The 26,163-nt window shown below is 68.2% G+C and carries 23 protein-coding genes and 1 riboswitch; of the genes, 16 read left to right on the top strand and 7 right to left on the bottom strand.

Features of this window, described 5'->3' with window-relative positions; translation table 11 throughout:
• Positions 1-7: 7 nt before the first annotated feature.
• The 3 genes from WG921_RS00635 to WG921_RS00625 all read right to left on the bottom strand — a co-directional run bounded on the left by WG921_RS00635 (position 8) and on the right by WG921_RS00625 (position 3,929).
• A complete protein-coding gene (locus WG921_RS00635) occupies positions 8-1,093 on the bottom strand; it encodes an Ldh family oxidoreductase (RefSeq protein WP_340107231.1) in 1,086 nt (361 codons plus the stop codon).
• Positions 1,090-1,887, bottom strand: coding sequence for a GntR family transcriptional regulator (locus tag WG921_RS00630; protein ID WP_340107230.1), 798 nt, complete (start codon positions 1,885-1,887; stop codon positions 1,090-1,092). The genes WG921_RS00635 and WG921_RS00630 overlap by 4 nt, the downstream gene beginning before the upstream one ends.
• A 113-nt stretch (positions 1,888-2,000) precedes the next feature.
• Positions 2,001-3,929 carry a hybrid sensor histidine kinase/response regulator gene (locus WG921_RS00625; RefSeq protein ID WP_340107229.1) on the bottom strand — a complete coding sequence of 643 codons (1,929 nt, stop codon included), beginning with the start codon at positions 3,927-3,929 and terminating at the stop codon, positions 2,001-2,003.
• A 155-nt stretch (positions 3,930-4,084) separates the two neighbouring features.
• Positions 4,085-4,184, top strand: a riboswitch (TPP riboswitch).
• 60 nt (positions 4,185-4,244) lie between these two features.
• On the opposite strand from WG921_RS00625, the gene thiD reads away from it, so the two are divergent.
• Genes thiD through WG921_RS00575 form a run of 10 tightly spaced genes read left to right on the top strand, consistent with a single transcriptional unit; the run spans position 4,245 to position 11,700 of the window.
• Positions 4,245-5,048, top strand: coding sequence for a bifunctional hydroxymethylpyrimidine kinase/phosphomethylpyrimidine kinase (gene thiD / locus WG921_RS00620; protein ID WP_340107319.1), 804 nt, complete (start codon positions 4,245-4,247; stop codon positions 5,046-5,048).
• Positions 5,041-6,021 (top strand): FAD-dependent oxidoreductase, encoded by a 981-nt coding sequence (locus tag WG921_RS00615; RefSeq protein WP_340107228.1) that lies wholly within the window; start codon positions 5,041-5,043, stop codon positions 6,019-6,021. Before thiD ends, WG921_RS00615 begins: the two co-directional genes overlap by 8 nt.
• Positions 6,011-6,208: a sulfur carrier protein ThiS gene (gene thiS / locus WG921_RS00610; RefSeq protein ID WP_340107227.1), complete on the top strand. Its 198-nt coding sequence runs from the start codon at positions 6,011-6,013 to the stop codon at positions 6,206-6,208. The genes WG921_RS00615 and thiS overlap by 11 nt, the downstream gene beginning before the upstream one ends.
• A gap of 2 nt (positions 6,209-6,210) precedes the next feature.
• Positions 6,211-6,972 carry a thiazole synthase gene (locus tag WG921_RS00605; protein WP_340107226.1) on the top strand — a complete coding sequence of 254 codons (762 nt, stop codon included), beginning with the start codon at positions 6,211-6,213 and terminating at the stop codon, positions 6,970-6,972.
• Positions 6,969-7,571 (top strand): thiamine phosphate synthase, encoded by a 603-nt coding sequence (locus tag WG921_RS00600; protein ID WP_340107225.1) that lies wholly within the window; start codon positions 6,969-6,971, stop codon positions 7,569-7,571. The genes WG921_RS00605 and WG921_RS00600 overlap by 4 nt, the downstream gene beginning before the upstream one ends.
• Positions 7,568-8,575, top strand: a complete 1,008-nt coding sequence (locus WG921_RS00595) for a HesA/MoeB/ThiF family protein (protein WP_340107224.1) — start codon at positions 7,568-7,570, stop codon at positions 8,573-8,575. The genes WG921_RS00600 and WG921_RS00595 overlap by 4 nt, the downstream gene beginning before the upstream one ends.
• Positions 8,572-9,522, top strand: a complete 951-nt coding sequence (locus tag WG921_RS00590) for an ABC transporter substrate-binding protein (RefSeq protein WP_340107223.1) — start codon at positions 8,572-8,574, stop codon at positions 9,520-9,522. The genes WG921_RS00595 and WG921_RS00590 overlap by 4 nt, the downstream gene beginning before the upstream one ends.
• Positions 9,519-10,208, top strand: coding sequence for a TenA family protein (locus WG921_RS00585; protein WP_340107222.1), 690 nt, complete (start codon positions 9,519-9,521; stop codon positions 10,206-10,208). The genes WG921_RS00590 and WG921_RS00585 overlap by 4 nt, the downstream gene beginning before the upstream one ends.
• Positions 10,205-10,954 (top strand): ABC transporter ATP-binding protein, encoded by a 750-nt coding sequence (locus tag WG921_RS00580; protein WP_340107221.1) that lies wholly within the window; start codon positions 10,205-10,207, stop codon positions 10,952-10,954. The genes WG921_RS00585 and WG921_RS00580 overlap by 4 nt, the downstream gene beginning before the upstream one ends.
• Positions 10,951-11,700 (top strand): ABC transporter permease, encoded by a 750-nt coding sequence (locus WG921_RS00575; protein ID WP_340107220.1) that lies wholly within the window; start codon positions 10,951-10,953, stop codon positions 11,698-11,700. Before WG921_RS00580 ends, WG921_RS00575 begins: the two co-directional genes overlap by 4 nt.
• A 31-nt stretch (positions 11,701-11,731) precedes the next feature.
• Here WG921_RS00575 and WG921_RS00570 read toward each other — a convergent pair whose 3' ends face one another.
• A complete protein-coding gene (locus WG921_RS00570) occupies positions 11,732-14,245 on the bottom strand; it encodes a cation:proton antiporter (RefSeq protein WP_340107219.1) in 2,514 nt (837 codons plus the stop codon).
• A gap of 331 nt (positions 14,246-14,576) precedes the next feature.
• On the opposite strand from WG921_RS00570, the gene WG921_RS00565 reads away from it, so the two are divergent.
• From WG921_RS00565 to lpdA, 4 genes are read left to right on the top strand one after another with little or no spacing between them, the layout of a single operon-like run.
• Positions 14,577-15,803 carry a 3-methyl-2-oxobutanoate dehydrogenase (2-methylpropanoyl-transferring) subunit alpha gene (locus WG921_RS00565; protein WP_340107218.1) on the top strand — a complete coding sequence of 409 codons (1,227 nt, stop codon included), beginning with the start codon at positions 14,577-14,579 and terminating at the stop codon, positions 15,801-15,803.
• Between the two features lie 2 nt (positions 15,804-15,805).
• The gene (locus WG921_RS00560; protein WP_340107217.1) at positions 15,806-16,819 is read left to right on the top strand and encodes an alpha-ketoacid dehydrogenase subunit beta; all 1,014 of its coding nucleotides are present in this window, start codon (positions 15,806-15,808) and stop codon (positions 16,817-16,819) included.
• Between the two features lie 3 nt (positions 16,820-16,822).
• Positions 16,823-18,121, top strand: coding sequence for a dihydrolipoamide acetyltransferase family protein (locus tag WG921_RS00555; protein ID WP_340107216.1), 1,299 nt, complete (start codon positions 16,823-16,825; stop codon positions 18,119-18,121).
• Between the two features lie 4 nt (positions 18,122-18,125).
• A complete protein-coding gene (gene lpdA / locus WG921_RS00550) occupies positions 18,126-19,517 on the top strand; it encodes a dihydrolipoyl dehydrogenase (protein ID WP_340107215.1) in 1,392 nt (463 codons plus the stop codon).
• Between the two features lie 176 nt (positions 19,518-19,693).
• Here lpdA and WG921_RS00545 read toward each other — a convergent pair whose 3' ends face one another.
• A complete protein-coding gene (locus WG921_RS00545) occupies positions 19,694-21,079 on the bottom strand; it encodes an aminotransferase (protein WP_340107214.1) in 1,386 nt (461 codons plus the stop codon).
• A 98-nt stretch (positions 21,080-21,177) separates the two neighbouring features.
• On the opposite strand from WG921_RS00545, the gene WG921_RS00540 reads away from it, so the two are divergent.
• Entirely contained in the window at positions 21,178-21,915 is a 738-nt protein-coding gene (locus tag WG921_RS00540) for a CDP-alcohol phosphatidyltransferase family protein (RefSeq protein WP_340107213.1), read from the top strand.
• Between the two features lie 34 nt (positions 21,916-21,949).
• Here WG921_RS00540 and ileS read toward each other — a convergent pair whose 3' ends face one another.
• Positions 21,950-24,871, bottom strand: coding sequence for an isoleucine--tRNA ligase (ileS, locus tag WG921_RS00535; protein WP_340107212.1), 2,922 nt, complete (start codon positions 24,869-24,871; stop codon positions 21,950-21,952).
• A 239-nt stretch (positions 24,872-25,110) separates the two neighbouring features.
• Between ileS and WG921_RS00530 the strand changes: the two genes are divergently transcribed.
• A complete protein-coding gene (locus tag WG921_RS00530) occupies positions 25,111-25,461 on the top strand; it encodes a hypothetical protein (protein WP_340107211.1) in 351 nt (116 codons plus the stop codon).
• A 45-nt stretch (positions 25,462-25,506) separates the two neighbouring features.
• Here WG921_RS00530 and WG921_RS00525 read toward each other — a convergent pair whose 3' ends face one another.
• Positions 25,507-26,163 carry a GntR family transcriptional regulator gene (locus WG921_RS00525; protein ID WP_340107210.1) on the bottom strand — a complete coding sequence of 219 codons (657 nt, stop codon included), beginning with the start codon at positions 26,161-26,163 and terminating at the stop codon, positions 25,507-25,509.

The raw sequence follows: 26,163 nt of genomic DNA, 5'->3' as shown, positions 1-26,163 counted from the left end.
TCCTCGTTTATTGCTGGTCCGGACCATGTCCGCGTTCGATTGCGGGAAAAGGAATGTTCGCGCCGGCCCCGGCGGCCTTCAGCTCGTCGATGATGGCGGGCGGGAGCGGCACGCCATCGCGCTCCGCCGCCTGCTCCGCCTCATGGGCGCGCTCGCCGGGGATGCGCGCGGAGGGGCCGCCCGCCGCGCCATAATGCGCGGTCCAGGCGGCGATATGCTCTTCATAGGCCGCCCGGCCCTGCAGCAGGTCCGGGTTGAACACGAGAACCAGCGCATTGAGGCGCCCGCCGCCGCTGGCGACGCCGCCGGCGGGGTTGAGACTGTCGCGAAAGGTCGCGCCTGCGAGGCTGCCCGCAAGAATCTCGACCATCATCGCGAGCGCGAGCCCCTTGTGGCCTCCGGCCGGAAGAAGCGATCCGAGCAGCGCCGCTTCCGCGTCGGTCGTCGGCTCGCCCTCGCGATCGAGCGCCCAGCCTTCCGGGATCGGCTCGCCGTTTCGGGCCGCGAGCAGGATGTTGCCGCGCGCCGCCACGCAGCACGCCATATCGACGACGAAGGCCGGCCGGCCGGGGCGCGGCGCGACCATCGCAAGCGGATTGTTGCCGATCATCGGCCGCTTGGCCCCGGGCGCGCCGATGACCGGCGGCGTCGCCTGGAACATGAGCGCGGCGCAGCCGGCGTCGGCGGCGCGGAGAAGATTGACCCCAAGCGCCCCGAGATGGGCCGAGTTCTGGATCTGGCACGCCACGACCGGATGCTCGGCGGCCAGAGCCAGCGCCTGATCCACCGCCCGCGGGCCCGCGACCTGCCCGAGGATTCCGCCGGCCTGATAGGTGAAGACCGGAGCCGACGGCGGCGGCGGGTTCGGCGCTTCTCGCGCGATCTCTCCGGCGGCGATCTTCTTGAGGTAATCGCAGAGCCGCGCGAGACCATGGGTGCGAAAGCCGCGCATATCGCATCTGACGAGGGTTCGCGCCGCCAGCGCGGCGTCGTCCTCCGGGATTCCGGCCGCGCCCAACATCGCCGCGGCCCAGCGCTCCAGATCCGCGCGGCGCACGCGCGGCGGCGGGGGAGCGGCCGCCGGACCGGTCATAGCACGAACCTCTGATAACGCTTCAGCGCCTCGATCGCCTCCCGGATGCCGTTGCGCCTGAGGCGCTCCGCTCCTGCGGCGTCCCCGGCCGTCATCGCTTCGAGCACGAGGCGAAGGTTGCGCAGCCCTTGTTCGGCGCGGCCGGGCAGCACGACGACGCGGCGCAACGTGACCTGGGTCTGGTCGCGAACGCTGTCGAGCATATCGGTCAAAACAGGATTGGCCGCCGCCTCGATCACCGCATCGCGGAAGCGCTGGAACAGCTTTTCATAGAGGTGAAGCTCGCCGGCGAGCACCCGCTCCTCGAAATCGCCGGCGGATTCGGCCAGGAACCCCGCCCAGATGTCGAGGTTCCCATTCTCCACGGATCTCCGGACGGCGAGACCTTCCAGAACCTCTCTCACATCGTAAATCTCGAAAACCTGACTGAGCTCCAGCCGCCGGGCGACGGCGCCTCGGTTCGGCGTGCGCTCGACCAGGCCGCGCAGCTCCAGCGCGGCGAGCGCCTCGCGCACCTTGGCGCGCGAAACCCCGAACTCGCGCGCGAGTTCCTGTTCCTTGAGCTTCGTTCCCGGCGCGATCTCGTGCTGGGCGAGTTTCACACGCAATTGGTCCACGAGCTTTTGAACGTCCGACGCGTTCGCCTTCGTCGGCGCGCCTTTCGTCAGGTTTTCCAGAGCTTGATGATCGGGTTTCACGCGCGTTTCCTTATCGTTGAAAGCAGCCTGATTTTTGTCAGCAATTTTGTCAACAACTTTGATGACAAATGGCGCGCGCCAGGCTGTATGGCGCAAGACGGCGGCGCTCCCGGCGCCGCGACGACTGCGAACGCCAGGAGCGCTGTGGCTAGATTGGGTCGCTCCTCAGTTTGGATTCCGATTGATCCATACCGCGAACGGCCCGGCTTTCAGAGGCCGGAATGGGCGCGCGCGTCGACGTGAGCCGCATGTTGATCGCCCACCGCGGCGATCGCCTTCGCGAGATCCTGTTCCGTGAAGGGTTTCGGCAGTCGGTGCGCCTCGACGGCCGCGCCTTCCGGCAGGTCGGAATATCCCGAAGCGATGATCACCTTGAGATCGGGCTTCACGGCCCTCGCCCGTTCGATCAGTTCCGCTCCCATCATTTTCGGCATGGCGAAGTCGGTGATCAGGAGATCGACATCTTCCCTCTCAAGAATCTCCAACGCCACGCCGCCGGAATGGGCCTCCAGCGCGACATGCCCCATGTCGGTGAGGGTCAGGACCGTGTTCAGCAGAACGATCGGTTCGTCGTCCACCACGAGAATGCGCAATTTCGCGCCGTTCACGGGCGCCTCGCCGCCTTTTTCGGGCGCGCTTTCGGCGCTCGGGGCCGCGACCGGCAGCCAGATCTCCGCCGTCGTCCCGCGCTGGATCTCGCTGCGAAGAACCAGACGCCCCCCGGATTGCTCGACGATCCCCTTCACCATGGAAAGGCCCAACCCTGTTCCCTTTCCGATATCCTTGGTCGTGAAAAACGGCTCGGTGGCGCGGGTGAGGGTTTCCTTGTCCATGCCCTCTCCCTGATCCTCGATCGACAGGCGAATGAACGTCTCTCCCTCAGCGTTCGGTTCGACCGCGCGCGCGCGAAAAATGATCTCGCCGCCCTTCGGCATCGCGTCGCGGGCGTTGACCGCCAGGTTCATGACCGCAAGCTCGAGCTGCACGCGATCGGTCAGCACGGGGTCAAGCGCGCGCGGAAAGTCGGTCCGGATGGTTATGCCTTGGCCGATCGTACGCTGGAGCAGCTCCGTCGTCTCGTTCAGGGAGCCGAGGATGTCGGTCGGCTCGAGTTTCAGTTTCTGCTTGCGCGCGAAAGCCAGCATCCGCTGGGTCAGCGCCGCGCCGCGTTCAGCCGCCTCGATCGCGCTGTTGATGAACCCGGCCCCGTCCTCGCCGTTCTCCTGACGGCGTTGCGCCAGCCTGAGCCCGCCCATGATCGCCGCGAGCAGATTGTTGAAATCGTGCGCCACGCCTCCGGTGAGCTGGCCGATGGCGTCCATCTTCTGCGCCTGATGGAGTTGCTCTCGCGACTGCTCGAGCGCTTCCTCGGCGATCTTCCTCTCCGTCAGGTCGCGGGTGATCTTGGTGTAGCCGAGCAACACGCCGCCCTCGCTGCGGATCGGGTCGATCACGACATGCGCCCAGAAGCGCGATCCATCCTTCCGCAGCCGCCAGCCTTCGGCCTCGAACCGCCCTTCCGACGCCGCTGTCGACAAGGCCTTCTGCGGGACGCCGGCCGCCCGGTCCTCGGGCGGATAGAACCGGGAGAAATCCTGTCCGATGATTTCGCGCTCCGAATAGCCCTTGAAGCGCTCCGCGCCGGCGTTCCAGCTCGAGACCCGGCCCTCGGGGTCGAGCATGTAGATCGCGTAATCCGTCACGCCCTGCACGAGCAGGCGAAAGCGCTCCTCGCTCTTTCGCAACTCCTCCTCGGTCTTCATCTGCTCCGTGGAATCGCGCGCGATCATGGCGAACCCCGCGAGGACGCCGCTCTCATCGCGTATGGGTTCGATCGCGACATTGGCCCAGAAGCGCGCGCCGTCCTTCCGGACGCGCCACCCTTCGGCCTCGAACAGACCGCTGGTCGACGCGCTGGCGAGCGCTGCGTCGGGCGAGCCCGCCGCGCGATCCTCAGGCGCGTAGAAACGAGAGAGATGGGCGCCGACGATCTCCTCGGACCGGTAGCCATACAGCCGTTCAGCGCCCGCGTTCCAGCTCGCGACCACCCCGTCGCGATCGAGCGCAAGGATTGCGTAGCCGGTGACGCTCCGGATCAACAGATCCGCGCAGCCTATGGAAAGAGATCCGTCCACCATTCCGAATCAGATCCTTTCAACGCGCCGCGGACCCTCCATATTAACACATATTGACCGGCCGCCATGGCCGCATTCCGATCGCGGCGCCGGCGCCGAAAGCCAGCCGCGCGTAGGCGCCTCCATTGACAGAGCGCCGTAACAAAAATAGCCTCTCTTCATAACCGTTGGGGTGCCGGATACCGGCTGAGAGGCGCAAGCCGACCCATCGAACCTGATCCGGGTCATACCGGCGGAGGGAACGGTGACTTCGCAGCCGAGGCTGCAACTCCCGCAACTCGCCGCCCACGATCCGATCTGACACGGAGGGTGGACGTAGTGGCGTATCAGGCGTTGAGCATCGCGGGCTCGGACAGCGGCGGCGGAGCGGGCGTTCAGGCCGATCTCAAGACGTTCTCCGCGCTCGGGGTCTATGGCGCGACCGCGATCACCGCGATCACCGCGCAGAACACCTGCGCCGTGGCCATGATCGAGGCGGTCAGCCCCGCGATGATCCGCGCCCAGATCAAGGCGGTGTTCGACGATCTCGCCATCGGCGCGGTCAAGGTCGGCATGCTGGGCGGCCCCGAGGCGATCGCCGCGGCCGCCGGGGAACTCGCCGGGCGCGACGTTCCGGTGGTGCTCGATCCGGTGATGGTGGCCAAATCGGGCGATATGCTGCTGCCCGAGGACGCGACCGACGCGCTGCGCAGCCTGATGCTGCCGCGCGCCGCCCTGCTCACCCCCAATCTGCCGGAGGCCGCCCGGCTGCTCGACCGCGCCGAGGCCCGCGACGAGGCCGAAATGCGTGATCAGGGCCGCGCGCTGATCGGCCTGGGCGCGGGCGCCGTATTGATGAAGGGCGGGCACGGCTCCGGGCCCGATTGCATCGATCTTCTCGTGCTGCCGGAGCGGGAAGAGCGGCTCACCGCGCCGCGCCGCGCCACGCGCAACACCCATGGGACCGGCTGCACCCTCTCAGCGGCGATCGCGGCGGGCCTTGCGCGCGGGTGTGGCCTGTCTGAAGCGGTGCGCGCCGCGCATCGGTATCTCCAGGGCGCGATCGCAGCGGCGGATGGGCTCGCCATCGGTCAGGGCCACGGACCGGTGCATCACTTCCACGAGGTCTGGCGCGATGTCTGAGGTCACCATTCTCGGCGCCGGCGTGGCCGGGCTCTGGGCGGCGCGGGCCTTGCTGGCGCATGGCGTCCGGCCGCAGATCCTCGACCGCGCCGGCCCGCCGGGGCCGCATGGCTGTTCGTGGTGGGCGGGCGGCATGCTGGCGCCGCATTGCGAGGGCGCGGAGAGCGAGCCCGCCGTGGTCGCCCATGGCGCCGCCGCCGCTGCGGCTTGGAGCGCGGTCACAACGGTGCGGCGCGCCGGCACCCTGGTGCTCACGCTTGAACGAGACCATGTCGACCTCGACCGTTTCGCCGCCCGCACCACCGGCCACCGCACGGTGGCGGCGGAGGAAATCGCCGATCTGGAGCCGCATCTGGGCGGGCGGCGCCGGCGCGGGCTGTTCTTCGAGGACGAGGCGCATCTCGTCCCGCGGCGCGCGCTGGCGGACCTCACGGCGGCGCTGGCGGCGGAGGGCGTGACGGTGTGGCGCGCCGAAGCCGACCCCTCCGACCTGCCCGGCCTGGTGATCGACTGCCGCGGGATCGCGGCGCGGGCCGATCTGCCGAATCTGCGGCCGGTGCGCGGCGAAATGGTGGTGCTGCGCTCGCCCGAGATTGAACTGACGCGCCCGGTGCGCCTGCTGCATCCGCGTCATCCGCTCTACATCGTCCCCCGCGGCGGCGGGGTGTTCATGCTCGGCGCCACCCAGATCGAAAGCGCCGCGCGCGGTCCGGTCACCGCCCGATCGGCGCTGGAGCTGCTTTCGGCGGCTTATGCGCTCGATCCGCGCTTCGGCGAGGCGGAAATCGTCGAGTTCGGCGCCGACCTGCGCCCCGCCTTTCCCGACAATGTCCCGCGCATCGTGCGGCGCGGGCGCGTGCTGCATCTCAACGGGCTGTTCCGCCACGGCTATCTGATGGCGCCCGCGCTGGCGCGCCAGGCCGCGGCGTATGTCGCCACCTCAGAAAAGGGAGATCTTTTCCATGATGATTGACGTCAACGGCGCCCCCCGCGAGATCGACGCCGCGACCCTCGATATCGCGCTGGAGCAGCTCGGCTGGGGCGGCGCGCGTGTGGCCACGGCGTTGAACGGGCGCTTCATACCCGCCTCGGCCCGGCCGGACACGCCCGTGGCGGAGGGCGACCGGCTGGAAGTCCTCGCCGCGATGCAGGGGGGCTGACGATGCGCGATTTTTACGGCGTCACGCTGGCCGGCCCGCTGATGCTCGGCACGTCGAGATACCCGTCCCCCGCGGTGCTCGAGGCGGCGTTCCGCAGCTCGGGCGCCGCGGTCGCCACGGTCTCGCTGCGCCGCGAACGCGGCGACGGGAAGGCGTTCTGGGATCTGGTGCGCTCGCTTGGCGTGCGCGTCCTGCCCAACACCGCCGGATGCCACAGCGCGCGCGAGGCGATCACGACCGCGCAGATGGCGCGCGAATACTTCGAAACCGACTGGATCAAGCTGGAGGTGATCGGCCATGACGACACGCTTCAGCCCGATCCGTTCGAACTGGTTGAGGCCGCAGAGGTCCTGTGCGCCGATGGCTTCAAGGTCTTTCCCTATACGACCGAGGATCAGGTGATCGCGGCGCGGCTGGTCGAGGCCGGCTGCCGCGTGCTGATGCCCTGGGGCGCCCCGATCGGGTCCGGACGCGGGCTGGCCAATCCCTACGCGCTGCGTAGCCTTCGGGCGGCGTTTCCAGATCTGGCGCTGGTGGTCGACGCGGGTCTCGGAATGCCCAGTCACGCCGCGCAGGCCATGGAGATGGGCTATGACGCGGTGCTGCTGAACACGGCCGTGGCGCAGGCCGACGATCCCGCCGCCATGGCCCGCGCCTTCGCGCTGGCGGCCGAGGCGGGCCGGCTCGCCGCCAATTCCGGCCCGATGCCGGCGCGCGACATGGCCGCGCCTTCGACGCCCCTGATCGGAAAGGCCTGGCTATGACGCCCCGCATCCCGCGCTTCTATCCCGTTTTCGACAGCGCCGAGTGGGTGGCGCGCGCGCTGGCGGCGGGGGTGCGCCTGGTGCAGTTGCGCATCAAGGACCGACCTGATCCGGCGCTCCGCGACGAGATCGGCCGGGCGCTGGCGCTGGCGCGACAGCATGGCGCCGCGCTGGTGGTCAACGACCACTGGCGGATCGCCATCGATGCGGGCGCTGATTGGCTGCATCTCGGTCAGGAGGATCTCGACGCCGCGGACATCAAGGCCATTCGCCGCGCCGGGCTGCGCCTTGGCGTCTCCACCCATGACCACGCCGAACTTGACCGGGCGCTGACGCTCGCGCCCGATTACGTGGCGCTCGGCCCGGTTTATCCGACGATCCTGAAAAAAATGAAGTGGCGCGAACAGGGGCTCGACCGCGTGACCGAATGGAAGCGCCTGATCGGCGACGTGCCGCTTTGCGCCATCGGCGGCCTGACGGTCGAGCGCGCGCCGGGGGTCTTCGCCGCCGGGGCCGATCTCGTGGCGGCGGTGACCGACATCACGCTCCACAGCGCCCCGGACGAGCGGATGCGCGCATGGCTGGAGGTCTGCAGATGAGCCGTTACGCCCGGCAGACCATCCTGCCGCAGGTCGGCGCCGAAGGGCAGGACCGGCTCCGCGCCGCGCGGGTTCTGGTGGTGGGCGCAGGCGCGCTGGGCTCGCCTGTGATGCAATACCTCGCCGGCGCCGGCGTGGGCGATCTCACGATTCTCGACGGAGATCACGTCGAGGAAGGCAACCTGCACCGGCAGCCGATCTATCGCATGGCGGATGTCGGCCGGCCCAAGGCGCAGGCTGCGGCGGACGCGATCCGCGCCATCAATCCGGATGTGCGGGCGCGCCCCCTGGAGACGTGGCTCGACCCTGATATCGCGCCGGGACTGGTCGGCGCCGCCGATCTCGTGCTCGATTGCGCGGATACGTTCGCGGCGAGCCTCACCCTCTCGGACGCCTGTCTCGCGGCGGGCAAGCCGCTCATCACCGCCTCGGCGCTCGCGCTTCAGGGCTACGTGGCGGGCGTCTGCGCCTCCGCGCCCTCGTTGCGGGCGATCTTTCCCGACCTGCCGGGCTCTGCGCCGACCTGCGCCACAGCCGGCGTGCTCGGCCCCGTCGTCGCCACGATGGGCGCGGTTCAAGCCCAGATGGCGCTTTCGGCGCTTCTCGGGCTGTCGCCCTCGCCGCTGGGGCAGATGCTGGTTTTCGACGCGCAGCGCTGGCGGATGGCGGATTTCCGCTTCGACGACGCGCCCGAACCCGCCGCGTCTTTCCCTTTCATCGCGGCTTCCGCGATCCGCGCCGGGGATCTGGTGATCGACCTGCGCACCGAGGCGCCCGCCCCGTTCCGGTCCGACGCGCTGCATCTGCCGACCGAGGCCCTCGGCGACCTGAACGTGGCGTCTGGCGTCGCGCGGGTCGTGCTGGCCTGCCGCACCGGGCTGCGCGCGCATAACGGCGCCGGGCTGCTGCGGACGCGCTGGCCCGGCCAAATCGCCCTTCTGAGCGTGCCCGACGGGCCGAACAGCTTCGACACATCCCCTCTCTCGCACCGGAGTATCCGATGAAACGCTTATTCGCCTCGATTGCGGCCCTCGCGCTCTGCGCCTCGTCCGCGGCGGCCCAGGACCGGCTGACCGTCATGCTGGACTGGTTCGTGAATCCCGATCACGGGCCGATCGTCCTGGCCGAGGAGCTCGGCTATTTCGCCGACGCCGGGCTCGAGGTCGAGCTGGTGACCCCGGCGGGCCCCAACGATCCGCCGCGCATGGCCGCCGCGGGGCGGGTGGACATCGCGGTCTCATACCAGCCTGAATTGCACCTGAGCCGCCATAACGGTCTGCCGCTGCGCCGGGTGGGCACCCTGATCGAGACGCCGCTGACCTGTCTCGTGGCGATGGCCGACGGCCCGGTGCGGTCGATCCCGGATCTGGCGGGCCGCAAGGTCGGATTCGCGGTGGCGGGCGTGCAGGAAGTGCTGCTCGATGCGATGCTGGCGCATCACGATATGGCCCCCGACGCCGTTGAGCAGATCAATATCGGCTGGTCGATCTCGCCGGCGTTGATGTCGGGGCAGGTCGACGCCGTGATCGGCGCCTTTCGCAATTTCGAATTGAACCAGATGGCGCTGGAGGGCCATGAAGGGCGCTGCTTCTATCCGGAGGCCGAGGGCGTTCCGAGCTACGATGAGCTGATCTATGTGGCCAACCCCGACACGATGGACGCCGCCGTGATCGCCCGCTTCCTCGATGCCACCGAACGCGCGGGCGGCTTCATCGTCAACAATCCCGAAGAGGCCTGGCGCCTCTTCGCCGCCACCGACCGTGAATTGCAGACCGACCTGAACGCGCGCGCCTGGAAAGACACCTGGCCCCGCTTCGCGCTCCGCCCCGCCGCGCTGGACGCCGGGCGCTACACCCGCTTCGAAGCGTTCCTCGCCGCGCGAGGCGTCATCGAAGATCGCCGCGCCATCTCCGAGCTTGCGGTCGACGTGACCGCGGAGGCGACGCAATGAGCGCGCCGGATTACGGGCGAACCTTCGCGCTTTGGCGCGAGGGGGCGCAGCCCGACTGGGACGCCTACACCCGCCACGCGTTTGTCGAACGACTGGCCGATGGCGCCCTGCCCGAGGCGCAGTTCATAAACTACCTGCGACAGGACTATGTCTTTCTGATCCATTTCGCCCGCGCCTGGGCGCTGGCCGCGGTGAAGGCCGGCGACCTTCGGGAAATGACGGCCGCCAGCGCCACGGTTCACGCCCTCGTTCATGTCGAGATGCCGCTTCATATCGAGACATGCGCGGCGCGGGGCGTTGGAAAGGACGCGCTCGAGGCGACGCCGGAACTGCCGGCGAACCTCGCCTATACCCGCTACGTGCTGGAGGCCGGCTATTCGGGCGATTTTCTCGACCTGATGGCCGCGCTCGCGCCCTGCGTGCTGGGTTATGGCGAGATCGGGGCGCGGCTGGCGGGCTCCGGCGGGCCCTACGCCGCCTGGTTCCAGGTCTATGGCGGCGCGGAGTTCCAGACCTTGTGCCGCGATGTGGGAGCGCTGATCGACGGAGCGCTCGTCCGCCGTCTCGGAGACGACTGGGCCGGCCTGCCGCGCGCGGCGGAGCTGGCCGAGCGGTTCAAGATGGCGACCCGTCTGGAGATCGGCTTTTGGGACATGGCGCTCGCCCCGCCGCCTGGCGGCCCATGACCGCCCCGGGCGTCATCCTGCAGGGCGCGCTGCGTCTTGGCGACGCGGTCCTGCTGCCCGGCTTTCGCCTCACCGTGGCGGCCGGGCGATGGACGGTGCTCCTCGGGCCCTCCGGCGTGGGCAAGACGACGCTGGCGCGCCTCGTCGCCGGGCTTCCGACCGGCGCGCGGCTCGAGGGAGAGGTGCGCGCCGATGACGGCGCGCCGCTGGCGGGGCGCGTCGGCGTGATGGCGCAGGACGATCAGTTGCTGCCATGGGCCAGCGCATTGGCGAATGTCACCATCGGCGCCCGGCTGCGCGGCGCGCGCCCGGATCTCGACCGAGCCCGCGCGCTTCTGGACGCGGTCGGCCTGCTCCCGCTCGCCGGGCGCAGGCCCGACACGCTTTCGACCGGGCAGCGGCAACGGGTGGCGCTGGCGCGCACGCTCTACGAAGACCGGCCCATCGTCGTGCTCGATGAGCCCTTTTCCGCGCTCGACCCGGTGACGCGCCACGCGATGCAGGATCTCGCCGCCGGTCTGCTGACCGGGCGCTCGGTGCTGATGATCACCCATGATCCGCAGGAGGCGATGCGCCTGGCCGACGCCGCTTGGCTCATCGGCGGGGCCGAAGGCGCCCGCGCGCTCGACATTCCGTCGGCGCCGCCGCCGCGCCCGGTCGATTCGCCCGAGACCATCGCCGCGCAGGCGGCTCTTCTGCGCGGGCTGATCCGGGCCGCGGCCGAGGATTCGCGGATCGCGGCATGAGCGGCGTGAAAGCTGGGGCGATGCGGCGGCGGGCGGGCCGCGCGTTCCTGTCGGCGGCGACGGCGCTTCTGGGGTGGCATCTGGTGGTGTGGCTCACCGGCGCGCCAGATTTCATCCTGCCCGGCCCGCTCGATGTCGGCCGCGCCCTTCACGCCAACGCGGCGCTGCTGCTGGCGCAAGCCGGATTCTCGGCCGTCAATCTCGTGCAGGGGCTGGCGCTCGGGGTGGTCCTCGGTGTGGCCACGGCGCTCAATCTCGCGCTTTCGCCCGCGGCGAGGCTGTTCCTGCGCCCTGTCCTGATCTTCGCGCAGGCGGTGCCGGTCTTCGCCCTCGCGCCGGTGATCACGCTGTGGCTCGGCTACGGCGCGCCGTCGAAGATCGTGATGGTGGCGCTGGTCACCTATTTCCCGATCGCTTCGGCGTTTTTCGATGGATTGATGCGCTTGCCGCCCGGCCTGGCCGATCTGGCGCAGGTGTCCGGCGCCGGCCCCGTGCGCAGGCTCATCCATCTGCAGATCCCGCATGCGCTGCCGGCGCTGGCCTCGGGGCTGCGGCTGGCGGCCGTTTACGCGCCGCTGGCGGTGGTGATCGGGGAATGGGTCGGCGCGTCGCGCGGGCTCGGGCATCTGATGCTGATGTCGAGCGGGCGCGGCCAGACCGATCTGATGTTCGCGTCGCTCATGGTTCTCGCGGCGCTCAGCCTGAGCCTCTGGGCCGCGATCGAGGCCCTCGCGCGCCGTTTCTGACGGGGCGGCCCAGGCCGCGGCCGGAGCCGGCTCAAAGGTCGATGTTCTCTCCGGCTGTCAGCTGTTCGAGCGGAACGCCGCGCCGCTCGGCGCTTTCGCGGATCGCCGCCCGCAGCGCCTTGTTGCGCTTCACCATTTTCAGGAACCGCGCCTCGTCCAGCACGAGCAAGGTCGTCGGAGCGATGGCGCGCGCCTGGGTGCGGGGCGGCTTTTTCAGGAGCATCCGCATCTGGCCGAACATCTCGCCGCGGCCGAGGCGCCAGGTTTGCCCCGCGGTCTTCAGCTCGACCGCGCCGGAACTGACGAAATAGACGCTGCGCGCAATGACGCCGCGGCGTATGATCGTCTCGCCCGCGTCGACATAGCGCGTCTTCAGCACCCGGGCCAACCGCCTCAACGCGGCGTCGCTCATGCCGGAAAACAACGGAAACTGGCGCACGATCTCGGCTTTGCGCATGGCCAGATCCGGCAGCGGCGTCTTCTCGGCGAGATCGCGGCGCGCGGCGACGCCGCGCATCAGGGCGCTATAGACCTCTTCGCCGATGAGCCCGTCTTCAAGAAGCGTCGCGTATTCGCGCTCTTCCAGCCGCATCGCGGTGCGGCGGATGAACCGCCGCTCCATTTCTTCGGCGTAGCCGGGATATTGCAGGCGCAGCCCCTCCAGCGCCTGTTCGACCAGTTCGATGCGCCGGCTGAGCATTTCTTGCAGAAGGTCGGCCACGCGGCGGCCATGGATGCGCCGGATGCGCCCATTGATGAAATCGGGAAGGTCGCGCAGCGTCAGCCGTTGAGACAGCAGGAGCCCGAACCGCGTCGCGGTGATCCGCGCCAGCGGCGTCGAGATGCGCAGCCGATCATGCAGAAAGATCGCCGGCCGCAGCCAACGCCCGAAGCCGAGACTGTCGCGAGACGCCCGCTTGTAGCCCGTGCGTCCGCCGTGACGGGTCGCCTCGATCAAGGCGTCAGCCTGCGACAGCAGGCGCTCGGACAAGGTCGATGAGATCGTCCGGTCGCGGAATCGCGCGATGATGGTGTCGCGCTCCGCGCTCGCCAGCGCGATCAGCCCGAGCGTCACCCGGTCGCGATCAAGGATCCCGCTCTTGCCGTCGGCCGCCTTGACGGCGCGGTCGAGGCGCTCGCCGAAGCGCTTGGCTTCGGCGCGCACGGTTTCCTTGGTCAGCTCGTAATTCTCGGTCACCTTGGCCAGATCTTCGCGCACCGTCTGCAACGCCACCGCGATCACCTGATCGTAGAGCGCCTTGTCGAGCGGGACGAGCTTGTCGAGCTTCAGAAGCCCGATCACCCAGCGGAGGGTCGCGCCCTGTATCAGCAGCGTGAACAGCGTGAAGCCGGTGGCGAGAATCGCCACCTGCCGCTTGACCTCGACCGGCACGAGCAGGCTCTCGGTGACCGCCAGCGCCAGCGACAGGGTGACGGCGCCGCGCAATCCGCCCCACATGATCGCCACGCGGTAAGGCCGCTCGACCACCGGCGAGATCCGAAGCCATGTGAGGAGCGGCAACAACCCGTAAAGGATGATCGCCCGCGCCACGAAGGCGGCGACGACGACCACCATGATCAGCCCGAGATCCGCCAGCCGCAGGGATTCCAGCATGCGCGGGATGAGCAGCGCGGCGAGGATGAAGATCAGCGCGCCGGCCCAATGCGCCAGCAGGTCCCAGACCTCGCGCAGGTTCTGCCAGATATTCGGCGGCAGCCGCCCCGGCCCGGCCAGCTGGAGCGTCATCGCCGCGACCACAACCGCGATCACGCCGGACGCGCCTATGCTTTGCTCCGCGACGATATAGGCCAGATAGGGCACGGCGATGGAGACGGAGACCACCGCCAGCTCATACCGGCTGAAAATGGCCATGATCCAGATCGCGATGCGGGCCGCGATCCAGCCGACCAGAACCCCCCCGACAAGCAGGACGGGGAACCGCGCCAGCGCGCTCTGGATCGACGGGTCCGGCACCCCCGCCATGACATATTCCATGAACAGGCCAAAGAGGGCGATGGCGGCGGCGTCGTTCAGCAGGCTCTCGCCTTCAATGATCCGCGCCAGGCGGCGGGGCGCGGAGATCGAGCGGAACATGCTGACCACGGCGGACGGGTCCGTCGTCGAGACGATGGCCCCGACCAGAAGCGCCGCCGCAAGGGTCAGCGAGCTGACGAAGGCCAGCGCATATCCGATGACGAACGTCGCGACGAAAACCGCCACCACCGCCAGAACCAGGATCGGCACCCAGTCATCGACCATACGCCGCAGGTTGAGCCCGAGCGTGACCTGAAACACCAATGTCGGCAGGAAGACATAGAGGAAGACGTTCGACCGGATCGGCAACGTGAGAATCGCCTCGGCGACAGGGTTCAGCGCGTCGGTGAGGTCCGTGCGCAGAAAGAAGATCGCGCCGGCGCCGATGATGATGCCGAGGCAGGCGATGATCACCGCATAGGGCAGGCGCAAACGCGCCGCGACCGGCTCCGCCGCTCCGATCAGCAGAAACAGGGACGCGATGATCGTGGTGATCAGAATGATGTCCATGGGTCTCGTTTAACGAGAATCTGCCTTTTGGGAAGAACAAAGAGAGCCTGTTTTTCTATTGAATCGTGCTGCGGAGCGCATCGCCCGGGCGCGCGCCAGCCGGAGGATGGCGGGAATGCGGCCCGCTGCGGCTCGGGGTCCGTCGGCCGCGGGCCGCCCAAGCCATGCTTCGGCCGTCGCCGCGGCGAGGCGCCCGGCGTTCGCCAGAAACACACCGCCCTTTGGCCAAACCCGCGCAAAGTGGTATTCGCTATTATGTGATGCAATAGCCGCCATTATGTGGTGCAGTAGCCGTCGTCCTTTCGTATTTAAAATCGCAAGGAATACCGTGATGTCTTCGCCGCTCAGCCTGCATGTTCCTGAACCGGCGGTCCGTCCCGGCGGGACGCCGGATTTCACCAACGTGCATATCGCGCCCGCCGGGGAGGTGGGGCGCCCGCCGGTCGATGTCGACCCCAGAGAAATCCGGGATATGGCGTTCTCCATCATCCGGGTGCTGAACCGCGCGGGCGAGGCCGTCGGCCCATGGGCGGGGCTGTTGAGCGACGCGGACCTGATCGAGGGGCTTCGCCACATGATGCTGCTGCGCGCGCTGGACGCGCGGATGATCATCGCGCAGCGGCAGGGCAAGACGTCATTCTACATCCAGCATCTCGGCGAGGAGGCGGTCAGCACCGCGTTTCGCAAGGTCCTCAGGAAAGGCGACATGAATTTCGCCACCTATCGGCAGGCGGGCCTGCTGATCGCGGACGAGTACCCGCTGGAGACGATGATCAACCAGATCTACACCAATTCCGAAGACCCGCTCAAAGGCCGGCAATTGCCGACCCTCTATTCGGTGCGCGAACACGGGTTCTTTACGCTTTCCGGCAATCTCGCCACCCAGTTTCCTCAGGCCGTCGGCTGGGCGATGGCCTCCGCGATCAAGGGGGAGACGAACATCGCCGCCGGCTGGATCGGCGACGGCTCGACCGCGGAGAGCGACTTTCACGCGGCGCTGGTCTTCGCCTCGACGTTCAAGGCGCCGGTGGTGCTGAACGTGGTCAACAATCAGTGGGCGATCTCGACCTTTCAGGGCATCGCGCGGGGCGGGGTCGGCACCTTCGCCGCGCGCGGGCTGGGCTATGGGATTCCGTCGCTGCGGGTGGATGGCAACGACTATCTCGCGGTTTACGCCGTCGGGCGGTGGGCGGCGGAGCGGGCGCGCCGCAATCTGGGCCCGACGCTGATCGAATATGTGACCTATCGCGCCGGCGCGCATTCCACCTCGGACGACCCGAGCGCCTATCGCCCGAAAGAGGAATCCGCCGCCTGGCCGCTTGGCGACCCGGTGATCCGGCTCAAGGCGCATCTGATCGGCAAGGGCGCGTGGAGCGAGGACCGCCATATCCAGCTCGAGGCGGAAATGCGCGACACGGTCATCGCCGCGCAGAAGGCGGCCGAAGCCAACGGCACGCTGCATTCCGGCAACCGCCCCTCGGTGCGCGACATGTTCGAGGGGGTCTATGCCGACATGCCGCCGCATCTGCGGCGCCAACGGCAGGAAACGGGGGTTTAGCCATGGCGCGATTCACGATGATCCAGGCGATCCGCGACGCCATGGATGTCGCCATGGGGCGGGACGACACCGTCGTGGTCTACGGCGAGGACGTGGGTTATTTCGGCGGCGTGTTCCGCGCCACGCAGGGCTTGCAGGAGAAATACGGCCGCAGCCGCTGTTTCGACGCGCCCATCAACGAGAGCGGCATCGTCGGCGCCGCCATCGGCATGGCGGCCAACGGGATGCGCCCCTGCGTCGAGATCCAGTTCGCCGATTACATGTATCCCGCCTATGACCAGATCACTCAGGAGGCGGCGCGCATCCGCTACCGCTCGAATGGAGATTTCACCTGCCCGATCGTGATCCGCATGCCGACCGGCGGCGGCATCTTCGGCGGGCAGACCCACAGCCAGAGCCCGGAGGCCCTCTTTACCCATGTGGCCGGGCTCAAGGTGGTGGTGCCCTGCAATCCCCATGACGCCAAGGGGCTGCTGATCGCCGCGATCGAGGATCCGGACCCGGTCATCTTTCTCGAACCCAAGCGCCTCTATAATGGTCCGTTCGACGGGCACTACGACCGCCCGGTGACCGGATGGGACAAACATCCCGACGGCGAGGCGCCGGAGGGATATTTCACCGTTCCGCTGGGAAAGGCCAAGGTCAGGCGCGAGGGGCGCGACGTGACCGTCCTGGCCTATGGAACCATGGTGCATGTGGCGCTGGCCGCCGCCGAGGACACCGGCGTCGACGCCGAGATCATCGATCTGCGCACGCTGCTGCCCTACGATCTGGATGCGATCACGGCGTCGGTGCGCAAGACCGGGCGCTGCGTCATCGTGCATGAGGCGACGCTGACCTCGGGCTTCGGCGCGGAGCTCGCGGCGCTGGTCGCGGAGCATTGTTTTTATCACCTCGAGGCGCCGATCCGCCGGGTCGCGGGCTGGGACACCCCCTATCCGCATGCGCAGGAGTGGGATTACTTCCCCGGCCCCGCCCGCGTCGGCGCGGCGCTCACCCTGGCGATGGAGGCCTGAGACATGGGCCAGCATACGATCAAGGCGCCGGATGTAGGCGAGGGCATCGCGGAGGTGGAGCTGGCGGAATGGCGCGTCGCGGTGGGCGACCTGGTGCGCGAGGATCAGGTGCTGGCGGAGGTGATGACCGACAAGGCGACGGTCGAGATCCCGTCGCCCTTCGACGGAAAGGTGCTCTGGCTGGGGGGCGCCCCGGGCGACAAGATGGCTGTCGGCGCGCCGTTGATCCGGCTGGAGGTGGCGGGCGGGGACGACGCTGAGACCGAAGCCGAAGCCGCGCCCCAAATCTCGGCGCCCGAAGCCGCGCCCGAGGCCGCCGCCGAAACACCCGAGAGGGGCGGCGCGGAGGAGCCGGCGCCCCGGCGTTCCGCCCCGCCTTCGCCATCGCCCGCGCCCGCGCTTCGCGGCGCCCGCCCGCCGCGCCCCGAGGGGGAGAAGCCGATGGCGGCGCCCTCGGTGAGGGCGCGGGCGCGCGAGGCGGGGATCGATCTTCGCCGCGTCGCCGGCGGCGGCCCGGCCGGGCGGATCACCCATGAGGATCTCGATCGGCTGGCGGCCGCGCCCGACATGGTGGGGCCGGCGGCGGGCTATCGGCGCAACACCTCGGTCGAAGAAGTCAGGGTGATCGGATTACGCCGCAAGATCGCCGAGAGGATGGCGCAGGCGACCGCCAAGGTCGCGCATATCACCTATGTCGAGGAGGTCGACGTGACCGCGCTGGAGGATCTGCGCGCCAGCCTCAACGCGGCGCGCCGCGAAGATCAGCCGAAGCTGACGCTGCTGCCGTTTCTCATGCGGGCGCTGGTGCGGGCGATCGCCGAGCAGCCGCGTCTCAACGCGCATTACGACGACGAGGCGGGCGTTATCATGGTGAGCGGCGGCGTCCATATCGGCATCGCGGCGCAGACCGACGCCGGGCTGATGGTGCCGGTCGTGCGCCATGCCGAGGCGCGCGATCTCTGGGGATGCGCGGCGGAGCTGAACCGCGTCAGCGAGGCGGCGAAGGCGGGCGGGGCCGCGCGGGATGAACTCTCCGGCTCGACCATCACCATCACGTCGCTCGGGGCGTTGGGCGGGATCATGAGCACGCCGATCATCAACCGCCCCGAAGTGGCGATTATCGGCGTCAACAGGATGGCCATTCGTCCGGTCTGGGATGGCGCGGGCTTTCAGCCGCGCAAGATGATGAACCTCTCGTCGAGCTTCGATCATCGGGTGATCGACGGCTGGGACGCTGCGGTTTTCGTGCAGAAGATCAAGACGCTGCTGGAGACACCGGCGCTGATCTTTGTCGAGGGATAAGGCGGTGAAGGATATTTCCTGCAAGCTTCTGGTGATCGGCGCCGGGCCCGGCGGCTATGTCTGCGCGATCCGCGCCGCGCAGCTGGGCGTCGATACCCTGATCGTCGACGCCGCGCCGCGCCCGGGCGGAACCTGCCTCAATGTCGGGTGCATTCCCTCCAAGGCGCTGATCCATGCGGCGGAGGAGTTCGCCGCCGTGACCGAGCGCGCCTCCGGAGACGCGCTTGGCGTCAGCGCGGGGAAACCGCGGATCGATCTGGCGCGTACGATGGAGTGGAAAGACGGGATCGTCACCCGCCTGACTGTCGGCGTCAGCGGGTTGCTGAAGAAGGCGGGGGTCAAGCGCGTGGGCGGCAGGGCGCGATTTCGCGATGGCCGCACGGTCGAGGTGGAGACCGATACCGGCGTCCAGGTGATCCATGCCGGGAACGTGGTGATCGCCACCGGCTCCGCCCCGGTGGAGCTGGCGGCGCTGCCTTTCGGCGGGCCGGTGATCTCATCGACGGACGCGCTGGCCCTGACCGAGGCGCCGGCGACCCTCGCGGTGATCGGCGGCGGCTATATCGGGCTGGAGCTGGGAACCGCCTTCGCCAAGCTCGGCACGAAGGTGACGGTGATCGAGGCGGCCCAGCGCATCCTGCCGCAATATGACGCCGATCTGACCCGCCCCGTCATGCGGCGGCTGAAGGAGATCGGCGTCAAGGTTCTGAACGACGCCAAGGCGGTCGGGTTGACCGGCAAGGGCGTGCTGCAGATCGACGGCCCCGAGGGGGAAAGCCGCATCAAGGCCGACAAGGTGCTGGTGACGGTCGGGCGAAGGCCGGTGACCGAGGGCTGGGGGCGCGAGGAGCTGGCCCTGGACATGGACGGGCCGTATCTGCGCATCGATCAGCACTGCGAGACGGCGATGCGTGGAATTTACGCGATCGGCGATGTGACCGGAGAGCCGATGCTGGCGCACCGGGCGATGGCGCAGGGGGAGCTGGTGGCGCAGATCGTCGCGGGGCGGAAGATGGAATGGGACAAACAGGCCGTTCCCGCGGTGTGCTTCACCGACCCGGAGATCGTCTCGGTCGGCCTCTCGCCCGATCAGGCCCGCGGCGCCGGGCGCGAGATCAAGACCGGCGTCTTCCCTTTCAGCGCCAATGGCCGCGCCATGACGATGCAGGCCCAGCAGGGTTTCGTCCGGGTGGTGGCGCGGGCCGACAATCACGCGGTGCTGGGGATTCAGGCCGTCGGAAAGGGCGTCTCGGAACTGTCGGCGGCGTTCGGTCTGGCGCTGGAGATGCAGGCGCGCCTTGAAGATATCGCCGCGACGGTTCACGCGCATCCGACTCTGGGCGAGGCGCTGCAGGAGGCGGCGATGGCCGCCCTCGGACAGGCGCTGCACGCCTGAGCTTCGTCTCCCGGGTCGCGGCCCGAGTCCCTGGCGCGCGCGCCGGCCATTTCATCGGCGCCGATCCCGAGACGCACGAGGGCGAAGCGCCGGAGATTGAAAGAGGCGGGGCGGGCGCCTTGCGACGCTCATCGCAGGGGAAGCCCGGCCCGAAAACGGGCCGGGATGTTCCATTTTCAGCCGAGATGGCCTTCCGCTTTCGCCCAGGCGTGAGTCGCGTCCAGCGCGGACTCGATCGGCGCGAAAAGGGCTTCAACTTCATCTTCCGTGATCACCATCGGCGGGCAGAAGACGAGCGTGTCGCCAGCGGGCCGAAGGATGACCCCCTGCTTGAAAAGCTCATTGGCGAGGTAGCCGCCCACCTTGCCCGGCGTCCCGAACACCGCCTTTGACGCCTTGTCCGGAGACAGCTCCAGCGCGCCCATCAGGCCGGCGGAGCGCGCCTCGCCGACCAGGGGATGCTCCGCCAATTTGTTCAGCTTCGCGGCAAACCCCGGCGCGAGACGCTGAACATGTCCAACGATGTCGCGCTTCTGGTAGATCTCGATCGCCTTCACCCCGAGCGCGCAGCCGAGCGGATGCCCGCCATAGGTGAAGCCGTGCCCGAAGGTCCCGATCTCGCCCGACTGAGCCTCGATCGCGTCGGCCATGTCCTGATTGATCGCGACGGCGGAAAGCGGCGCGTAGGCCGCCGTCAGCTGTTTCGCCATGGAGATCGACGTCGGCTTCATGTTGAAGGTGTCCGCGCCGAACCAGTTCCCGGTGCGGCCGAACCCGCAAATCACTTCATCATCGATGCAAAGTACGTCGTATCGCTGCAACACTTCCTGAATCGCGGGGAAATATCCTTCGGGCGGGACGATGACGCCGCCGGCGCCCATCACCGGCTCGGCGATGAAGGCCGCGACCGTATCCGGGCCCTCCTGGAGAATCATCTCCTCCAGCTCCCTCGCCAGACGAGCGGTGAATTCCGCCTCGGTCTCGCCGTCGCGGCCTTCGCGCCAGAAATGCGGGGTGCCGGTATGGAGGATCCGGTCCACCGGAAGGTCGAACTTCGTATGATTGGCGGGCAGCCCGGTGAGGGACCCGGAGACGATGGTGACCCCGTGATACCCCCGCTTGCGGCTGATGATCTTCTTCTTGTCGGGCTTGCCGCGGGCGTTGTTGTAGTACCAGACCAACTTGATCTGGGAGTCGTTCGCCTCGGAGCCCGACGACTGATAAATAACCTTGGAGATCGGAACCGGCGCGATTTCCTTGATCTTCTCGGCGAGTTCAATCGCAGCCTCGAAGCTGCGGCCGCTGAACAGGTGGTAATAGGGCAGCTTGTCCAGTTGCTCCTTGGCGGCCTCGATCAGTTCCGCGTCGCCGAAGCCCAGCCCGGCGCACCAGAGGCCGGCCATGCCTTCGATATACCGCTTGCCGGCGTCGTCATAAACGTAAACGCCCTTACCGGTCTCGATGATGAGAGGGCCGGATTTCCGGTGCTCCACCGCATTTGTGTAAGGGTGCAACAGAGCCTCGACGTCGCGGGTCTGCGCATTGCTGAGTGGACCGTCCATGCCCATTCCTCCTAGATTTATCCTAAGAGATAGAGCACTCTTCCGCGCGGTGAAGCAAGCCCCCGGAGGCGGGCGCGCGGCGGCCATATGCGCGCAGAATGCTGGTCAACGCGGCGCTCTGCCCTTACCACGACGAAATGACAGCGCGGCTACTCGCTTTTTCGGTTCATCTTCTCACCGCGTCCGGCGCCTTCCTCGCTTTTCTGGCGATGCTCGCCGCGATGCGGGGCGCCTGGGCGGAGATGTTCGGCTGGCTCGGCGCGGCGCTGGTGGTCGACGGGCTGGACGGGCCGATGGCGCGCCGCCTGAAGGTGGAGTCCCGGGCGGCCCGCTGGTCGGGCGTGGTGCTGGACCTGATCGTCGACTATCTCACCTATGTCTTCATTCCGGCGGTCGCGCTGGTGACCTCGGAGACGATGTATCACCCGCTGGCGATCCCGGCGGCGGCGCTCATCATCATCTCCGGCGCGCTCTATTTCGCCGACACGCGGATGAAGACGAAGGACGCCAGCTTTCAGGGCTTTCCCGGGTGCTGGAACATGGTCGTTCTGGCGCTTTTCGCCACCGATCTCACCAATTCGGCCGGATTCGGGATCATCGCCGCGATCAGCGTCGCGCAGTTTCTGCCGCTCCGCTTCGTCCATCCGGTGAGAACCGCGCTCTGGCGCCCGCTCACCCTGCCGATCTCCGGAGCCTGGGTCGCATTCGCCGGCTGGGCGTGCTGGGAGCATTTCGATCAGCCGTTCATCTGCACGCTCGGCCTGATGGCGGCGTCGCTCTATCTTCTGCTCGCCGGGGTCGCGCAGCAGGCTCTCGGCCTCGGGCGGGCGGAGTAGGCGGCGCGCGCCGCCTCCCCTCGCCCGCGCGCCTTCACTCCAGAGCGGCGTCGCACCGCGCGCAGACATCGGCGTGGGCGTGCGCGCCCACATCCGGCAGCACCTTCCAGCAGCGGGCGCATTTCGCGCCCTCCGCCCGCGCCGGCGTCACCGCGATTCCGGGGACGTCGGCCAGGCGAAACGCCTCTTCCGGCCCTTCGCCCGCGCGGATCTCAACCGCCGAGGTGATGCAGATATCCGCGAAATCCACCGTCTCCAGCGCGGCGCGCGCCGCGTCATCGGCGACATGCACCACCGGCGCCGCCTCCAGCGAGGCGCCGATGCGCTTCTCGCGCCGCTCCACCTCAAGCGCGCCGGTGACGACGTGGCGCGCGCGCCGGATCGTCTCCCATTTCGCGGCGAGGGGCGCGTCGCTCCAGTCCGGCGTCTCGGGGAAATCCATGAGATGAACGGAGCTTTCCTCCCCCGGGAACCGCTCCAGCCACACCTCCTCCATGGTGAAGACCAGGATCGGCGCGAGCCAGGTGGTCAGCCGATGGAAGATCAGGTCGAGAACGGTTCGAGCGGCCCGCCGCCGGAGAGAATCCGGCGCGTCGCAATAAAGCGCGTCCTTCCTGATGTCGAAATACACCGCCGAAAGATCGACGGTGCAGAACTGGAAGAGCTGCTGAAAAACCGACTGGAAGGCGTAGTCCGTGTAGCCCTTGCGCACCACCGCGTCCAGCTCGGAAAGCCGGTGCAGCACCCACCGCTCCAGCTCCGGCATCTCCGCCGGGGCGACCCGTTCGGCCTCATCGAAATCGGCGAGATTGCCGAGGATGAACCGCAGCGAATTCCGGAGCCGCCGGTAACTGTCCGCGACGCCTTTCAGGATCTCCGGCCCGATCCGCTGATCGGCGGTGTAGTCGGTCTGCGCGACCCAGAGGCGGAGGATGTCGGCGCCGTACTGCTTCACCACCTGCTCGGGCAGAATGGTGTTGCCGACGGATTTCGACATCTTCTGGCCCTTCTCGTCCAGCGTGAAGCCATGCGTGACCACGGCCCGGTACGGCGCGCGCCCGAGCGTGCCGCAGGCCTGAAGAAGGGAGGAATGGAACCAGCCGCGATGCTGATCCGTGCCCTCCATGTAGACATCGGCGATGCCGTCCGCCGTGCCGTCCTCCCGGTCGCGAAGCACGAAGGCGTGGGTGGAGCCGGAATCGAACCAGACGTCGAGAATGTCGGTCTCTTTCTCCCATTCCGCCGGATCGACGCCCTCGATCCCGCCGAGGAACCGCTCCTTAGCGCCCTCCCTGAACCAGGCGTCGGCCCCCTCCTCACGGAAGGCGGCGGCGATGCGGGCGTTCACCTCGGCGTTCTTCAGCACCTCGACCTCGCCCGGCCCGGTCTGGCGCTTGAAGGAGGTGAGCGGCACGCCCCAGGCGCGCTGGCGCGAGAGCACCCAGTCGGGGCGCGACTCGATCATCGCGCGGAGCCGGTTCTTTCCGCTGGGCGGCGTGAAGGCCACGAGATGATCGATCGAGGCGAGCGCCCGCGCGCGGATCGTCTCTCCGTTCTCGTTCATGCCGTCATTCAGCGGCTTGTCGATGGCGGCGAACCATTGCGGCGTGTTCCGGAAGATCAGCGGCGCCTTGGAGCGCCATGAATGCGGGTAGGAATGGCGGAGCGTGCCCTTGGCGAACAGCGCGCCGGTCTCCGCCAGTTTCTTGATGACGGCGACATTGGCGCCGCCCTCCTTGCCCTTCTGATCGAAGATCACCTGGCCGCCGAAAAACGGGATATCCTCCCGGAAGGAGCCATCCTCCAGAATGTTGAATGTCATCGGCAGGCCATGCTTCAGGCCGACGACGTAGTCGTCCGCGCCGTGAGACGGGGCCGTATGAACGAAGCCGGTGCCGGCGTCGTCGGTGACATGGTCCGCGGCGATCACCGGGACATCGAAATCCCACTCGCCATTCGCGCCTTCGGCGCCGCGGAACGGATGGGCGCACGCGATCGCGGCCAACTCGCCCGCGGAGACATCGCGGACCCTCTCCCAACCATCCGCCGGGATCCTGGCCTTCTCGAAAGTTTCGGCGGCGAGCCGGTCGGCGAGCAGAAGCGTCTCGCCCGCCGCGGCTTTCGCCTCCTCCGGCGCGGAGGTGATCCTGTAGAGTCCGTAGGCGATCGCCGGATTGAAGCAGATCGCGCGGTTCTGCGGGATCGTCCACGGAGTCGTGGTCCAGATGATGACCTGCGCGCCAGCCAGATCCGCCGCGGCGGGGTCCGCGGAGACCACCGGAAACCGCACCCAGATCGTGTGGCTTTTGTGCTCGTGATACTCGACCTCGGCCTCGGCCAGCGCGGTCTTCTCCACGACGGACCACATCACCGGCTTCGAGCCCTGATAGAGCGAGCCGTTCATGACGAATTTCATGAACTCCTCGGCGATCACCGCCTCGGCCCGGAAATCCATCGTGAGGTACGGGTCGTCCCAGTTCCCGGTGACGCCGAGCCGCTTGAACTCCTCGCGCTGGATATCGACCCATTCGGCGGCGAACTTGCGGCATTCGGCGCGAAGTTCGTTGATCGGCACGTCGTCCTTGTCGAGCCCTTTCGCGCGATATTGCTCCTCGATCTTCCATTCGATCGGCAGGCCGTGGCAATCCCAGCCGGGGACATAGCGGCTGTCATGGCCCATCATCTGCCGGGAGCGGACGATCATGTCCTTGATCGTCTTGTTCAGCGCGTGGCCGATGTGAAGGTGGCCGTTGGCGTAGGGCGGGCCGTCGTGAAGCGTGAAGGGCGTGCGGCCGGTCTTTTCCCGAAGCCGGTCGTAAACGCCGATCCGCTCCCACCGGGCGAGCCAGTCGGGCTCGCGCGCGGGCAGCCCGGCGCGCATCGGGAACGCCGTTTTCGGCAGGAGAAGGGTCTCTTTGTAGTCGGCCTGGGCGGGCGCGGTCTGGTCGGCGCACATGGGCGTTTTGTCCGTCTGATGATCTTTTGATGTTCGGCTGCTGGTCGGGGGCGAGAACGCCATGATTCCCGGCTCTCCCTCAACGGGAGGCCGGGCCCGTAATTCGCACGCTGCCCACCATGAATGCCATGGCCGCCTCATAGCAGCGCGCCGCGGCGGGGTCCATCGCCCATCACCGGCGAGCGACGGAACCGCGCCGCGGCCGCGTAGGAGACAGCATGACACCGAAGGAGACGGGCATGTTCAGAACCCTCATCGCCGGCGCCGCGGCGCTCGGTCTTCTCATGGCCGCCGCGCCGACGACGGCGCAGGCTGACGACGATATTCTCAAAGGCGTCCTGATCGGCGCCGTCCTCGGCGGGACCGTGGCGGCGATCGCCAAGGCGCATGACCGGCGGACCTATGCGGAGCGGCCCACATACAAGCCCCATCGGCAACCGGCCTACGCCTATCGGCGCCCGGCGCCGCAGAGCCGCCACTATCGGGCGTACAGACAGCCGGTCGTCGTCGAGCGGCGCGTCTATCGCGCGCGTCCGGCTCCCGTGGTCGAGCGCCGCGCCCATGGCCGCTACCGCCACATCGACAGATAACCACATCGGCCGCGCGGCCCGGCTCGGCCCGCCGTCGCCGCGCGGCTAGCGTTGCGCCAGATGGGCGTGGACGGTCTCCAGCTTGTTCACGAGATGGGAGCGCAGCAGCGGGCCGAGCCGCCCGGCGTCGCGCGCTTTCAGCGCCGCCAGAATCTCCTCATGCTCGTCGACCGCGGCGCTCCAGCGCTCTTCGGACATATTGGCGAAATAGCGCGCCCGGCGCACCCGGCCCGCCAGCCCACGGAGCGTTTGCGTCAATGTCGGGTTGCGCGCGGCGAGGAGAATCGAATCGTGGATCTTCTGGTTGCACTCGAAATAGGGCCTCAGGTCGCGTTTCTCGAAATGGCCCAGCATCCGGCGGTGCAGCGCGTCGATCGCGTCGATCTCCGCATCTTCGATATGCGCGCAGGCGAGCTCGCCCGCGAGAGCTTCGAGCGCGCCCATGATCGGGAAGACCTCATCGAGATCTTCGATGGTGAGCGGCGCGATGCTGGCGCCGTAACGCGGCGTGAGCCGGACCAACCCCTCGTTCGACAACACCTTGATCGCCTCGCGGAGCGGAGTGCGCGATACGCCGAATCGGGCGCAGAGCTCCTTCTCGTTCAGCCTTTCGCCCGGCTGGAGGTCGTTGGTCACGATCTCTTCGCGCAGATGCTCGACGATCTGATCGTGAAGGGACACGCGCGGGAGTCGCTTCATCAT

Origin of the sequence: Paludibacillus litoralis, from assembly GCF_037646705.1 — a bacterium.
GTDB lineage: Bacteria > Pseudomonadota > Alphaproteobacteria > Rhodobacterales > Rhodobacteraceae > Pikeienuella > Pikeienuella litoralis.
The sequence above is the reverse complement of the archived record's forward strand: the minus strand, read 5'-3'. Positions and strand labels throughout refer to the sequence as shown.

Excerpts from the sequence above, each read along its gene's own strand:
- WG921_RS00635 (WP_340107231.1), bottom strand. The coding sequence starts at position 1,093 with ATGACCGGTCCGGCGGCCGCTCCCCCGCCGCCGCGCGTGCGCCGCGCG.
- WG921_RS00625 (WP_340107229.1), bottom strand. The coding sequence starts at position 3,929 with ATGGTGGACGGATCTCTTTCCATAGGCTGCGCGGATCTGTTGATCCGG.
- WG921_RS00615 (WP_340107228.1), top strand. The coding sequence starts at position 5,041 with ATGTCTGAGGTCACCATTCTCGGCGCCGGCGTGGCCGGGCTCTGGGCG.
- thiS (WP_340107227.1), top strand. The coding sequence starts at position 6,011 with ATGATGATTGACGTCAACGGCGCCCCCCGCGAGATCGACGCCGCGACC.
- WG921_RS00605 (WP_340107226.1), top strand. The coding sequence starts at position 6,211 with ATGCGCGATTTTTACGGCGTCACGCTGGCCGGCCCGCTGATGCTCGGC.
- WG921_RS00600 (WP_340107225.1), top strand. The coding sequence starts at position 6,969 with ATGACGCCCCGCATCCCGCGCTTCTATCCCGTTTTCGACAGCGCCGAG.
- WG921_RS00595 (WP_340107224.1), top strand. The coding sequence starts at position 7,568 with ATGAGCCGTTACGCCCGGCAGACCATCCTGCCGCAGGTCGGCGCCGAA.
- WG921_RS00590 (WP_340107223.1), top strand. The coding sequence starts at position 8,572 with ATGAAACGCTTATTCGCCTCGATTGCGGCCCTCGCGCTCTGCGCCTCG.
- WG921_RS00585 (WP_340107222.1), top strand. The coding sequence starts at position 9,519 with ATGAGCGCGCCGGATTACGGGCGAACCTTCGCGCTTTGGCGCGAGGGG.
- WG921_RS00580 (WP_340107221.1), top strand. The coding sequence starts at position 10,205 with ATGACCGCCCCGGGCGTCATCCTGCAGGGCGCGCTGCGTCTTGGCGAC.
- WG921_RS00575 (WP_340107220.1), top strand. The coding sequence starts at position 10,951 with ATGAGCGGCGTGAAAGCTGGGGCGATGCGGCGGCGGGCGGGCCGCGCG.
- WG921_RS00570 (WP_340107219.1), bottom strand. The coding sequence starts at position 14,245 with ATGGACATCATTCTGATCACCACGATCATCGCGTCCCTGTTTCTGCTG.
- WG921_RS00565 (WP_340107218.1), top strand. The coding sequence starts at position 14,577 with ATGTCTTCGCCGCTCAGCCTGCATGTTCCTGAACCGGCGGTCCGTCCC.
- WG921_RS00560 (WP_340107217.1), top strand. The coding sequence starts at position 15,806 with ATGGCGCGATTCACGATGATCCAGGCGATCCGCGACGCCATGGATGTC.
- WG921_RS00555 (WP_340107216.1), top strand. The coding sequence starts at position 16,823 with ATGGGCCAGCATACGATCAAGGCGCCGGATGTAGGCGAGGGCATCGCG.
- WG921_RS00545 (WP_340107214.1), bottom strand. The coding sequence starts at position 21,079 with ATGGACGGTCCACTCAGCAATGCGCAGACCCGCGACGTCGAGGCTCTG.
- WG921_RS00540 (WP_340107213.1), top strand. The coding sequence starts at position 21,178 with ATGCTGGTCAACGCGGCGCTCTGCCCTTACCACGACGAAATGACAGCG.
- ileS (WP_340107212.1), bottom strand. The coding sequence starts at position 24,871 with ATGTGCGCCGACCAGACCGCGCCCGCCCAGGCCGACTACAAAGAGACC.
- WG921_RS00530 (WP_340107211.1), top strand. The coding sequence starts at position 25,111 with ATGTTCAGAACCCTCATCGCCGGCGCCGCGGCGCTCGGTCTTCTCATG.
- WG921_RS00525 (WP_340107210.1), bottom strand. The coding sequence starts at position 26,163 with ATGATGAAGCGACTCCCGCGCGTGTCCCTTCACGATCAGATCGTCGAG.